Origin of the sequence: Escherichia sp. KS167_9B (assembly GCF_030295215.1) — a bacterium.
GTDB lineage: Bacteria > Pseudomonadota > Gammaproteobacteria > Enterobacterales > Enterobacteriaceae > Escherichia > Escherichia coli_F.
In genome coordinates this window covers 56,117-69,275 of the sequence record NZ_AP025756.1, presented here as the reverse complement: position 1 = coordinate 69,275, position 13,159 = coordinate 56,117, and the positions used below count along the sequence as shown (strand labels likewise).

10 protein-coding genes and 3 pseudogenes are annotated in these 13,159 nt (G+C 53.9%); 2 read left to right on the top strand and 11 right to left on the bottom strand.

The window, feature by feature from the left end; all coding sequences use genetic code 11:
* Window positions 1-150: 150 nt before the first annotated feature.
* Window positions 151-279 carry a replication protein RepA gene (locus QUE34_RS28515; protein WP_072034643.1) on the top strand — a complete coding sequence of 43 codons (129 nt, stop codon included), beginning with the start codon at window positions 151-153 and terminating at the stop codon, window positions 277-279.
* A gap of 21 nt (window positions 280-300) precedes the next feature.
* Here the strand turns inward: QUE34_RS28515 and QUE34_RS28300 are convergent, their stop codons facing one another.
* Together QUE34_RS28300 and QUE34_RS28295 are read right to left on the bottom strand one after the other, a co-directional pair.
* Window positions 301-558 (bottom strand): replication regulatory protein RepA, encoded by a 258-nt coding sequence (locus QUE34_RS28300; protein ID WP_000083834.1) that lies wholly within the window; start codon window positions 556-558, stop codon window positions 301-303.
* A gap of 283 nt (window positions 559-841) precedes the next feature.
* Window positions 842-991 carry a Hok/Gef family protein gene (locus QUE34_RS28295; RefSeq protein WP_001312851.1) on the bottom strand — a complete coding sequence of 50 codons (150 nt, stop codon included), beginning with the start codon at window positions 989-991 and terminating at the stop codon, window positions 842-844.
* Between the two features lie 400 nt (window positions 992-1,391).
* Between QUE34_RS28295 and QUE34_RS28290 the strand changes: the two genes are divergently transcribed.
* On the top strand, window positions 1,392-1,703 hold the full coding sequence (locus QUE34_RS28290) for a hypothetical protein (RefSeq protein ID WP_000765906.1): 312 nt from the start codon (window positions 1,392-1,394) through the stop codon (window positions 1,701-1,703).
* 180 nt (window positions 1,704-1,883) lie between these two features.
* Here QUE34_RS28290 and QUE34_RS28285 read toward each other — a convergent pair.
* The 9 genes and pseudogenes from QUE34_RS28285 to traT all read right to left on the bottom strand — a co-directional run.
* Window positions 1,884-1,970: pseudogene (locus QUE34_RS28285) on the bottom strand (thermonuclease family protein); the annotation flags it as partial.
* A gap of 235 nt (window positions 1,971-2,205) precedes the next feature.
* Window positions 2,206-2,357: pseudogene (locus QUE34_RS28280) on the bottom strand (hypothetical protein).
* A 134-nt stretch (window positions 2,358-2,491) separates the two neighbouring features.
* A pseudogene (locus QUE34_RS28275) lies at window positions 2,492-2,899 on the bottom strand (fertility inhibition protein FinO); the annotation flags it as partial.
* 60 nt (window positions 2,900-2,959) lie between these two features.
* Window positions 2,960-3,706, bottom strand: coding sequence for a conjugal transfer pilus acetylase TraX (gene traX / locus QUE34_RS28270; protein WP_096912997.1), 747 nt, complete (start codon window positions 3,704-3,706; stop codon window positions 2,960-2,962).
* A 19-nt stretch (window positions 3,707-3,725) separates the two neighbouring features.
* Window positions 3,726-8,996: a conjugative transfer relaxase/helicase TraI gene (gene traI, locus QUE34_RS28265; protein WP_137529292.1), complete on the bottom strand. Its 5,271-nt coding sequence runs from the start codon at window positions 8,994-8,996 to the stop codon at window positions 3,726-3,728.
* Window positions 8,996-11,140, bottom strand: coding sequence for a type IV conjugative transfer system coupling protein TraD (traD, locus tag QUE34_RS28260; RefSeq protein WP_137546956.1), 2,145 nt, complete (start codon window positions 11,138-11,140; stop codon window positions 8,996-8,998). Before traD ends, traI begins: the two co-directional genes overlap by 1 nt.
* A gap of 55 nt (window positions 11,141-11,195) precedes the next feature.
* Window positions 11,196-11,927 carry a hypothetical protein gene (locus QUE34_RS28255; RefSeq protein ID WP_123000878.1) on the bottom strand — a complete coding sequence of 244 codons (732 nt, stop codon included), beginning with the start codon at window positions 11,925-11,927 and terminating at the stop codon, window positions 11,196-11,198.
* A gap of 167 nt (window positions 11,928-12,094) precedes the next feature.
* Window positions 12,095-12,355: a hypothetical protein gene (locus QUE34_RS28250; protein WP_001077900.1), complete on the bottom strand. Its 261-nt coding sequence runs from the start codon at window positions 12,353-12,355 to the stop codon at window positions 12,095-12,097.
* 59 nt (window positions 12,356-12,414) lie between these two features.
* A complete protein-coding gene (traT, locus tag QUE34_RS28245) occupies window positions 12,415-13,146 on the bottom strand; it encodes a conjugal transfer complement resistance protein TraT (protein ID WP_000850432.1) in 732 nt (243 codons plus the stop codon).
* Window positions 13,147-13,159: the final 13 nt, after the last annotated feature.

Genomic DNA, 13,159 nt, shown 5'->3' with positions numbered 1-13,159 from the left:
ACCATCCTGCACTTACAATGCGCAGGTGGAGTGAGCACAGAAAGAAGTCTTGAACTTTTCCGGGCATATAACTATACTCCCCGCATAGCTGAATTGTTGGCTATACGGTTTAAGTGGACCCCGGTAATCTTCTCCTCGTCGCCAAACTAGATGAAGATTATCGGGGTTTTTGCTTTTCTGGTTCCTGTAAATCCACATCAGAACCAGTTCCCTGCCACCTTATGGCGTGGCCAGCCACAAAATTCCTTAAACGATCAGCAATCTATCACTCACGCCTGAGATAAGCAAGAATGTGAATATTTACAAAGTCGCTCTGCGTTTCAGCTCTGATTCAATCAGTTTTTCAAGCATCTGCGCCTGGGTAATACCTTCCTCATCTGCCAGTTCACTCAGCCTGTCTTTTAACCGGGCCTGGATAACCGCATGAAAAGCCTTATGAGTGTTGCTTCTGCGAGCTAGAGAAGCCCTTTGCCTCTCTCTGGCCGGAACAGGGTTACCTTTCCGGTATGCACGCTTGTTACCTGATGAGGAAGTCACTGCATTTTCTGTCTGCGACATCTCGCCTCCTCAATACTTAAACAGGGATCGTTTCGCAGAGGATACTACAGTTTTTTGAAATCAGCGACTTGAGAATTGTGACAATGATCTGTGTTGGCGCACAAATCATGTCTGATTACGACCGTTTAATGTGATTTTGATAATGAAATGACTGAAAAGCTGGAAATGCCTGAACCTGGGTGCCGGCCCCGGGCGGGACCGGCTGTTTCTGGCATGTCGGATGTCTGCCCCTGAAATACCTCACACTTCCGGAAAGCGGGGACTTCCGTCCCCGCCCGGCAGCTTACTTCCGTGCTTCGTAGGCCAGAGTTACCTGCACCACTGTATTTCCCCTGTGAATATTCAGCTCACATAACCGTTCCCTGAATATCAGTGAAAAACACAACACCGTAGCGCACACGGCGAGCAACCCGATAAGGGCATATTTCGTCATAAACTTTGACCTCTCTGCAAGGAAGAGGCTACAATCAGTAGTGTTAAGGTACTTCATGCAGGCCTCACGAGTTAATGGATTAACAAGTGGGGTCTTCGCATTTCTGGTACCTGCGTCTTGCCTGAACCAGAAAGGCTCAGACACCCGCCGCGATAATACCACATTCCCTGTTGCTGAATAACTGCCACCACTGGCGCGATCAGATATTGGTTGTCTGGATATTCAGGGTCCAACCTAACTTGAGCCAGCTATAGCGCGAAACCGTAAATTATTTTTCATATGCTCCCGCTGGTCCAGAATGGGAATTCCCTCTGGCTGATGTTGAGCAGTCATGGAGAATTGAAACTTGTTTAAGACTTTGGCAGCCTACTGTTTTTAATACACCCAATAAGGTATGAAGATGAAACTAGGTAAGTTGTTAGCTGCCGCTACCGTTTTAACGATAACTGCATGTGCTGGAAAGGTTGAAAAAGACCCGCAATATGTAGCCGCAGAGAAATGTGCAGATTTAGTTATCATAAAATCAAAAGCTCTGGCAGAGAAAGGCATAAGTGGTAAATACGTACTAACATCAAAACTCCGTACAACTTCGACGTCAGATGGCCCATTCACATCAACAAAAATCAGAGGCATTCCATATGCAACCTCTACGTTCCTCGACAATGGGAATGAGGGGAGTGCCTGGAGAAAATGTATGGGGCAGAAATTGTAAGCATGGGTTGTTCCCCAAAAGGATTTGGGGGATGTTAAAAATAGTTTACATTTCCAGTTAAGATTCAGTGCGAAACACTTTTCCCGCAAGTATCTGTGTGCCACAAATTATATTAATCAGAGTCTTATGGGGTTCAACTTATTCAAACCGTAAGTTTCTGCACAGACTTTCCTGCTGGCCCAGTACACGAACAACCTGCCCATGAATATCTGCAGACAATACCGGCTATGAAAAGATAAATAATACCAGTGGAATATATTTCCTCATGTTATTCTCCATATCAAATAAATGGCTCCTTTATTTCAGACATCCTGAATATTGCAGCACACATTGAATAACACCTTATTTTGTGAAATAAATCACAAAATATAAAATCACGACTTAATACGGAAAAAACTCTGTGCTACTCAGAATTGTCCGGTCATACTGCCCGACCGGAGATTAAAAAAGTAAATCTCATGCATTATTCAGCCTTCTGGAGTAATGAAGGCTGCTTTTTTCGTTACACCCTTCCCCGGCAGCGCCGGTGGCAGTGTTCAGCCCTTTTCCGGGCAAACTGCTGCCAGTCTGTCCGGGGAGCTATGCAGGCAGCCCGCCGGCACGCTGGTAACGCCAGACCTGGCCGTTCCGTGAACTGTTTCTGAATCCATTCATTTTTCTGTCCCTCCCTTTCAGTCGTCAGTATTATTGTGGTAAATAATTCAGTGGACTGGCTTCCTTTCGGGTACGGAAGTTATTTCCTTTTAAGCCTTATTTCTCTGCCTCCTCTCTCTGATGGAGGCTTTTTTTTATTTCTCATCAAGCACGGCCTGAAGTTCTGCCTTTATCCGGTTCTGGCGGCGGATTTTATCCAGACGCGCTGCCGCATACGCTTCCTCCTCCTGAGAAATATGCTCCGTCACATACCCTTCCGTGTCATACCGGCAGGCACCGGCTTTCATGGCACACAGATAGCTTTCTGAACGGGTAATGGCCTTCAGCGCCCTGCGCAGTTTTTTATGCGAGAGCGGGATATTCCGCTGCGCCACGTCTTCCAGTAACACGTCACGGATACCGCAGGCCAGAAGCCGGGGGGTGTCACCGTCAAATAATCCCGGCCACCAGGGCTTCAGGGTGTTCACGGCCTCATACAGTGTGGGCAGGTTCAGATAAATGGACAGCGCCTGTCTGGCCTGCGCTTTTTTTGCCGCCTGCTCTGTCATGCTGTGTTCTGCCTCTGACGAATCATCCTGTTACAGTCAAAGATACCACACCCGTCACAGAGCCAGAACACCCAGCACAGCCAGATGACAGGCATAGAAAATCGGGAAAAAATCCCCGGGCCAGAAACGGGGTAGTGATTTCCCTGCACACGACACCAGACCAACGGTCAGCACCGTCATCACAAGGCCAGCTACAGCCGCCGCATCACTGGTGGCGAGGTTAAGCGCAGGAATCACGGCCAGCAGGCAGGCAACCAGCGCCAGACGTTCCGTTCTGTCTTTCTCCCTGTACAGCCTGTGGCTGACCGCCAGCATTAGTAGCCCGGCAATGCCGTAACTGGTGCCGGACAAAGGCAGCCACGCTGCCAGCAGCAATATGCCCCCCACCAAACGCCACCAACTGCGCGTTTCACACCACGTCAGCATCTGTGCCGCAACCGCAAAGGCAAACAGGATATTCCCTTCATACCAGGGAAAGCCGGCAACATAATACGCGAACTGGGCAATCACAGCCCATCCCCACAGCCGGTTAATGGCCGCCTGCCGGATATGCGCATGGCGGGACAGATTCAGCCCCCACACCAGGGCAAAAAGCGGAAAGGCTCCACGCCCGGCCAGAAACATCCACGTCTGGTCCAGATGCAGAATGCGGTTTGCATGGTCCAGTACCATCAGCACCAGTGCCACCGTTTTGATGATATCCCGCTGTCCGGGTGACCAGACCAGCAACGACTGCAACCAGGTATCGGTCCGGGCAGCCAGTGAATCGTTACGTGTCGTGTTCGTGTTATCCGTTGTCATCAGCGTTTGTCTTCCTGTATCAGTCCCCGCCCAGGGTTTTCTCTTTCTGCAGGTCACGAACCATATCCCGCTCCATCTGCTGCAGTCGCTCCTGCAACAGATTTTCCCGGGCAACCTCCCGGACAGCGTCCTGCACCCGTTGAGGCTCACGCAGCACACTCTCCGGCAGTACGGCTTCCCGTTCAGAAGTGACAGCCCGGTCACGCTCCTGCCCGGCAATATCCCTGACAGCCTGCTCTGTTTTGTCATCCGGCTGGTCAGGTTTTTCCTCTGCCATTTTTCTGACAATCTCATCCGCACGGCGTTCCGTTTCACGACGGATGGCCTCTTCAGCCTGCCGCTGTGCCAGTACCTCTGCCGTGACCGGTTCACCGTTTCCGCCCCCCGGCTGGACGCTGTTGCCCGGGATATCCCCCCACACGCGACCGCCGGTAATGGCACCCGGATTCCACGGGCGACCTTCACCGGCAATTCTTACCACCACACCACTGTCAGGATTATCACGGGCAATCCGGACACCATCCTGCATATTATCAGCCAGCAGGCTTTCTCCGTTACGGCTGCCCTGCAGGGCCACGAACTGCGCATCCCCGCTGCCTTTCACCCGTCCTTCACCACTGAATCCCCGCAGTCCGTTTCCGTCATCCGTGGTCAGTGGGTTCAGCCAGATACCAGCTGACCTGCCGTTACGGTCAAAGGCCGGCAGGGCCACATACGGCTGCGGATATTTGCGCCCCGGAGCAATAAACCGTGCCGGACTGTCTCCCCCGGCCAGCCCTGCCTGACGGAGAACGGCACGGCCAGCTGCCACGTCCCGCAACTCCCGCGCCGTACTGAACAGCCGCTCTGCATTCATGACCTCCCGGTCCGGTTTCGGCTCCAGCACATCGTGGGCAGTTCCTTTCTGTACGGCATTGTTAATGGCATCCGTCCAGCCCTGACAGTTATCGGTGTACACCTGCACATGCTGCTTCATACGCGACAGGGCCACGTAGGCTGACTCAAAGCCGGCCATCTGTTTCCGGCCACCTTCCGTATCTTCAAGCGCAATGGCAAAGGTTTCACTCGCCCCCTGCGCACCGTGGGCGGTGATGGCATAGGCCAGGTCAATATGTTGCTCTGCCCGCTCCTGACCGGGGCGAATCACCCGCGTCTGCTGTCCGTCCGACAGCGTGACACTGTCACCGGAAACCGCCATCACCGTCCAGACGCTGTTGGCCACATAACCGCGCTCCCGGTCACTCTTCGTGAAGCGCATCCGGTCACCGGTCCCCACCCGGATTTTGTCCGGGGTGTACAGTGTGACACCTTCAGCCACCGCCTCCCGGGGCGAAATCAGCCGCGTGTTACCTTCCGCATCCTGCAGGATTATCAGCCCGTCATCCCTGCTGATACCGGCAATCCGGTGATACACATTATCCACCAGGACAAGGGCATCCGGGTTATTCTCCCAGGTGGAGAGACGACGCAGTTCCCCGTCGCGTATATTCGCTGTATTCAGGACAGGCACCATGACCTGCTCTTTTCCCAGCTCACCGGCCTTTTCCCGTGCATCATGAATCATGCTGTTCAGCACGCGCCGGTCTTCATTCAGGTGCGTGACAATCAGCGTCTGCTCCCGTGCTTCCGGTGTCCTGCCGGTATAGTCACGGACAATGGCTTCATACAGTGTCATGGGGACATCCGGAAAAGCCTCGCCTTTCAGCATCGCCTTCTGCTGCGCTTCTGCCAGTTTCGCTTCCTGGCTGTGACTGAACTCCGTCACGGAGTGTTCCGGTGCCCAGGCGCCCTCCTGACGTGGCACCTGAGACGGTTTCACACTCTCAAGCCCGGACAATGCTCTTTCCACATCCCGGTTAATCAGGCTGTATACCGCCTCCCGCAGTTCCGGCGTCTGACGCACAATCTCCTTCATGATGGCCACATCGGCAGCACTGCGCGTCTGCTGGAGACGGAAAGGCTGACCGGGCGCGATGGCCTGCAGCTGGTCCGTGTCACCGCTGGCCACAGCACGACCACCACCGGCCGCAATCAGGGCGTATGCCCGTGCCATGTCGGTATTGCCCACCATAGAGCTCTCATCGAGCAGGAACAGCGTGTTGCTGAAATCCGGCGTTTCTCCGCTGCGCTGCTGCAGCTGCGTGTCATGCAGAAAGGACGCCAGTGTCTGCGCATCCACGCCGGCGCTGCGCATCTCCCCGACCGCACGGTGAGTGGGCCCCAGCCCCACAACACGGGGACGCTCACTCTCCGGCAGCATGTTCACGGCTGACATCACCGCCCGGAACTGTGTGGTCTTACCCACACCGGCATAGCCCTGCACCACCGTGAAACGGTCGATGGTTTCCAGTATCATGCGGGTGGCGGCGCGCTGTCCTGATGTCAGTTTCTCCATGAGTTCGCCAGGTACTCTCTCCATCAGCGGCGTGACCGCCTCCTTACCTTCGAGAATATGGCGAAGAATGCTCTTTTCTGCCTCATACGACGCACGGGAAACCAGCAGTCCTGTGCCATAGCCTTTTGCCACATCCACATACAGTAAATCACCGCGTTTTATCTGCGCATTGATTTCCCGTCCCAGGTCAGTAAAACTGGTTCCTTCTGCAGCAAACGACTTCGCCTCTGTCAGCAGGTCCACCTGGCTGAAGGCCAGGTTTTTACTTTCCACCACCGGAAGGGCCAGATGAATGGCCTGCTGTGCCGGCGTGTGAAGCCCGGCTTTCTGCAGACTGATAGCGGTTTCCAGCAATGTCTCACCGGCACGCGCCTTTATCTGCTCAGAAACCACCGTAAAGGACGGATGGCGGGCAAGTTTTTCCGCAGTACGGGTTTCATCCAGTGAGGAATACAGCCGGACATCACGACCGCTGCGGGCCAGACCGTTCAGGGTGGCGTTGTCCATTGCCATCTGTGTGACGGAGGCAAACACCGTCGCACTGTCACTGACGGAATGCCCGGGCGTTTCCACCCAGCCGCTCTCCAGCTTCAGTGCCGTGAACGGTGAGTAGCCAACAGGCAGGGAGGCCGGTTCAGCCCGCCCCGGCACAACAACCGTCATCGCGTCCTCGCTGACGGATGCCACCTGCAGGCGGTCACCGCCGGAGATGCGGAGTCCGGGGATTTTTCCCGTCACCCTCAGACGCTCGCCCTCTGCCACCGGTATTTTTTCCGGCCGGAACAGCGACCAGCTGCTGTCCAGGGAGGAAATACGCACCACCTGCGTTTCGCCCTGCGCATCCCGCAGGGTCAGGCTGTGACTCTGCGCCGTCACCCGGTCTATCACATAACGGTCATGACTGCGTGTCTCCGGGTTCCACTGCTCCATCACCATCCCCGGGCGATACATATCCCGCAGATAACGGCTCCGGCTGTCCAGCCAGACCGGTGACAGTGCAGTCATGGTCACCTCCGGGTGTCCGAGCACGCCCTGTGTTTTCAGCTCACTGCGAATGGCCTGTGTCAGTATGGCCTGTTCCCGTACTCCGCTGACCTGTGCCACGCTCTCTTCTCCGGCTTTCACGCTGGCCGCAAAGTCCCCGGCCAGCCGGGCATAGCGGACATTCCGGTCCGGTTCACTGATGATGGTTGCCGGTCGCTGCTCTCCCCCCTGCCAGCGATATGTGTTCACCCCGGCATCTTTCATGGCCATCAGCGCACTGCCTGTACCGGTTCGCTGTCCGCTGTCGCTTATCAGGACCTGTACGTTATGACGTGCGGCACCGTCCAGCAGGGTTAACGTCTCTTTCAGGGAGAGTTTTTCGCCCTGGTCAACGATAACAGTACTTCCCGGTGTGAAGGCCATGCCCTCCAGCAGCTGACGCCGCCCGGTTATCAGCTCACCGGACAGCCGCTCATCCTGCTTCAGGTTCATCTGCGAGCGACGGTCAGCGGCGATAATCTGCACTTCCCGCCCCTGCTCCCGGGCCATCATTGCCAGCTCGGCCACCCGCTCACGCTGCCCGGCTGCACCGCCCTGCCCGGACACAATGGCCAGCGACGGACGGTCCTGTGCCAGAACGCTGACAGCATCGCTGTAACCGGTCGTCCGGGGGACACTTTTCTCCGGATGTACAGTCACCCGGTTCTGTTTCATGATGTCACGACTGAGTGCCCGGACTGACAGCTCATCGAGCACATGAATCCCGGACGTGAACAGCCCCTTCTCACGGTCGAGGGGAATCAGCTGCTCACGGCTGATGGCCTCATCGATACCGGCACGGGCCCGCTCAATCACACCATTTTCCGGCGGCAATATACCGACCGTTCTGGCCAGCACGTCCGTGTACGTAAACTGCACTTTTCGTTCACTTAATCCGGCAATGGCCTGTGTCACCGCCTGCTGCACATCCGGCCCGTCCTGTGAAGCTGGCCCGGGCGTCTGCATGCGGCTCTCCACACGCTGATCCGCCGCGTCACGATATGCCCGGATGTCGAACCCGGTTTCCTTCAGCGTCTGCATCCATTCAGCCATTCTGACTTCAGGATCGACATACTGTTTGGATTTTCGCGTATCCAGTGCCGCCACATCCCGGGATTTCAGCGAGGCGTCTTCCCCGACGGCCTCCCGGATAGCCTGTGAGCGTCCGGAGAAGGCCTCCACCGGTACGCCCGGCATTTCCCACATCCCGTGCTTACCGACCACTTCGGTTTCATAGCCCAGCGCCTCAACCTGCTCTTTCAGCTTTTCCCGGTAGAGCCTGCCAAAGGCAATCTGATTAGCGTACACATTCTCAATGAACCCCGTTTTCCCCACTTTGTCACTGCTCAGTGTCTTCCACTCGCCGTTATGCTGCGTGACATTAGCCACCACCGCATGCGTGTGTAACTGTGGTTCCTGATCGCGACTGGTGTCGTGGTTAAACAGTGCCATCACCAGATTACCGGTCAGCACCGTTTCTGACTGTCCGTCCGTCATCACCCGTGTGGAGGCCAGCGCCTCCACCTGACGGACAGCAAAATCCACGGCCTGATTATGTGCATCAATCAGGCGCTTATCGCCACCTGGCATGGCCATCATGGAGACACTTTTGGGGGCGGAGAAGGTCAGGTCGTAGCCGGGACGATGCTTATTACTGCCATCCTGCATGCGGCTTAGATCCGCTCCGTCCGGCAGCCTTCCCTCCAGAAGACGGGTAAAAACATCCTTATCGACACTGCCCTGCAGTCCCAGCTGTTCAGCCCCCCTGCCGGCCCAGCGTTCCCCCATGCTGCCCAGTACATAGTAATTATCCTTGTCGGTATAATAGTTACCGGCACTTCCGGCTGATCTGACCTGCGCGATACTCATCATCAGAAATCATCTCCCGGCTCGACATCCTCCCCGCGCTCCCGGTGCACGTTGATATTTACCTCTTCACGGCGCTGCATCTGCTGCTGGATATCCGGATTCTGCTCCCGTTGCCATGCCTCATAAACGGCCATATCCACCACTTCACCGGATTCACTGATCCCGGGTGGCAGTTGCTGTTCCATCTCTTCTTCCGGTTTCATTTTCAGCTCCTGCTCGATCCCCCCTGCCGGAACACTCACACCTGCATCTGACTTCTTATCATTGATGACAGAAGACACTGGCTGTTGTGGCTGTTCAGCCTGAGTCACGTCTTCTCCGGAGACAACCTCCGGTTCGAAGAGACTGGCCATCTGGCGACCTTCTGCTTCCCTTGCAGCAAGCACGGCACTCAGACGGTTCTCCATTTCCGGGTTGATGTCACGCGGAATAAACTCAGGGGCAACCTTCGGACGTGCCTGATATTTCAGTGAGAGTTTTACTGCCGGATACGGTCCGGGCAGGGTGACATAACAGGTCAGATCCGGCAGAGACTGAATGTCGGAATAACTGACCAGCGTCTGGCGCTCCATATCCTTACCGGTCGATACCCCGTCACGTACCGGATCAGCACCGTAGGAATACTGCTCGCTGGCTTTCAGGTGCTCTTTCTCACCAATCTCACCGGCAGCGAACTCTGCAATCTTATGGCTGGGAGAACGGAAAAAGGCACGGGTGTTCATGACGTCAAACAGCGTGGCAGCCGCTTTCTCACCGTAGATATCTTCCAGCTGGGCATAGGACTGGATACCAAACACATAACAGCCACCGAACTTACGGGCTTCCGGCAGGATCTCCACCAGGTCCGGCAGTTTGTGTAACGTGGGTAGCTCATCACAGAAAAACCACACACGACGGTTACGGTTTTCTCCCATTGCCAGCAGACCACGAATGGCAATGGACAGCCACATGGAGATCACCGGCTTCAGGGAGGCATGGGTGTCGGCATTCGACGAGATAAACAGCCAGCCGTTTTTCTGATCTTCCCGGACACCACGCATCCAGTCACGGATGGTAAAAGACTCACCGTTATGCTCAATCCCCTGCAGGTAACGGATGGCTTTCACGTAGTTGGTCAGCACAGCACGGATGGAAATCGCCGTTTTCTCAATTTTCTCTTCCACCAGGTTGGCCGCCGGTGAATTACGCAGGAAGGTACGCAGTTTTTCGATTTTGATGGAAAGCAGTGTGTCCACCAGTTTGCTGTAGCTGCGGTTGGGGTCATTGCGCATCAGGTACGCCGCTTCCGCAAAAATGGTACGTCCTGAACCCTGCCAGAACGGGTCCTCTTTTGTACCCATCGGGATCAGGGTATTTGCCGTATTATCAAAATCCGGCTGTGTCAGGCACTCCTTCCACAAATCCCAGGCGGCACAGCGGGCATCCAGCGGATTCAGGATCTTATCGATGGAGGGATCATAGTAACTTTTAACAAATTCCCCCGAACGGTCATAAATCACCACCATATCGCCACGCTGACGGGCGTAGTTGGCCAGACGACGGATAACCTCCGACTTACCGGCCCCGACAGTGCCGTGCAGACAGAAGTTCTGGATTTCGGAATCCCGGATAATCGGCAGGTCGCCAATCCGGATATCGGAGTCCTTGCCGTCTTTTTTCAGCATCCGGGCAACCTCTTTCGGGTTGTCTGTCAGCTGACGACCACCTGTGACTTCATTTTCGCTCTGTTGTTTACCCTGATGCCCCAGAATCCAGGTCGTGACAAAAAAGGTAATCAGGCAAATAACCAGTGCCACAACAGCAGCCAGCACGAAGGCGGACCATAACTGCTCACTGCACCAGATCATATATTTATCATGCAGTACCTGAGCCGCGTTCATCCGGAAGGTTTTGCCGTAATACTGGATCTCATAGACCGGCTGGGACCTGATTAAATCCCGCATGCCTTCCAGCGTGGTACACCACCAGTAAATACAGCCATTGATGAAGGTCTGCCAGCTTATTTTCATCCACAGGACCAGACCAACGAGGATCCAGAAAAAAATAAACAGGCAGTAGAAAATAATATTGGCGATCTGGCTGAACATGCGGATACGCATGGATGCAATCTGACCGCCCTGGGTCATATCCTTTGCGTTAAAACTCATGATGAAACTCCGGGAAAGTCAGGAACAGAGCAGAAAAGAGCGGTGTGGAATACATTCACAGAACAAACCATGTATACCCTGTATACCGGTGGTGATAGCCGCCTGCTGGCCTGCCGGAAGAAACTTTTTCCAGCACGATATCAGTCAGGCGCAATATTTCAGACCAGTCACTCTCATGCGGAAACTGGATCTGAATAAAAAGGCGTACCCGTTCACGATAATCCAGAGCCGTGCCCGGTTCATAAAAGTGGCCACTGTCAGGAGAAACACGGGACGTTTTATTGATGAGATCGTATTTATCGGCATGAGTCTGTGACGACAGAGACCAGGTAATATTTTCTTCCTGCTCACCATCAATACGGCTACTCCCGGGCGTCCAGGCAATTTCCTGCGCACTGGTCACGATGATCTGTCTGGAGACTTCTGCCAGCTTTTTGGGTGTACAGAATACCGGGGCCAGCACACACAGGGACAACAAATTACAGCGGCCCTCTTCCGGCTTCAGCGGATTGCTCCCGGATTCTTCAGGAAAAGATATTTTTGTCAGTATTTCAGTTAATTCCTTATGCCTGAGAGAATTAATAAAGTGCATGACAAGCATCATGAGAAACAATATAACAACAAGCCCTCCGATAACCACTAAAAGGTCAGTATCAATATTATTGCTGTACAGATAATCTTTTGTGGTCGCTGTATTATCCTGTATCACCGGGGAGTATTCAGTTACAGGCTTCTCAGTAAATTGATTATTTTCACCAACATATTCAGCGATATTGTCTGATGTCATAATGACTTTCTCCGGAAGCTTCCGGCTTCGCCGGCAACACTTCACGGTCGCACAAAGATTTTGCACAACCGTTCAGTGTTCTCATATTTATTTCGGAAACGCCGGGAAGTGACAAAATTTATTTTGTTACTTCCCGGGGTTGGACAACGAGCAACGCGAGGCGTCAGCTATTTTCTTCTGCGACGTCCGGTCGGATATTCACTCACAGGAAGATATTCTGTTGCGCTTACGCCGATCTCATATGCAGAGAACGGTTCCAGTGCTGTCAGGTATCTCTGGCAGGCTATGGCCAGTTCAGAATCTCCGGTTGCATCAGCAAACCGGTAAAGTTCTTTTAATAGCTCCCGACATACATGCTCAGGATACTTTTCACTGTCATAGCCCAGCAGAAAGAGTACCTGCGAGAGACGAGATTCTGCACGGTTCATCTATTCATCCGGGACAGGAATATCGGCCCTGTACAATCTGTCCGGGCCGGATGGGTAATTTACAGGATGTTCGCGATGGATTTAGCCAGCTGGTCTTCCAGTACAGGCTTCGCTTCTTCAAACTTCAGGTTAACCTTGTTGGCATTAGATACCACACGGGTCTGGTATTTATGCTGATTTCCGGTTGATGTGCTGGTCTGCACTTTTGCACCGGAGGTTCCCTGACGGAGAGCTGCAACATTATCAGTTCTGACTTTCGATGTTGTCCGCTCTGCAATCTGCACATCCGTGATCATGGTGTAGTTGATATCCTCCACCATTGCATCGGCAGCCATACCAATCAACCCTGTGGCAATCCCTACACCCAGCGCCGCACCGGCAGAGCTGGAGTTATATCCTGTGATGCCGGTGCCCAATGCTGCACCGGCAATGGCACCTTCATAACCGCTGTTCAGCCAGGTCTGGGACTCCCGCAGATCCATTTTGTCTGCCTTCAGGACATTGGCCTGGATCCAGTAGTATGCCTTGTCAGGTGAGGTCACAACCTGGTAGCCTTTGGCTTTAACGGCATCACTGATTTTTGCCTGCAATCCGCTCATATCCTTGTCAGATGTGTTTTTGATTTGCAGGAAAACGGTGCGTTCACTGGAAGGCTCCAGCCAGATGGTTTCACTCATCTGAGTTTTGACTTCAAGATTACGCTTCTTGATTGCTGTGCTCATCGCACCACACCCTGAAAGGACCAGAGTGGAACTGACCAGGGTGACCATCATCAATTTTTTTGTTTTCATCCAGAATATCCTT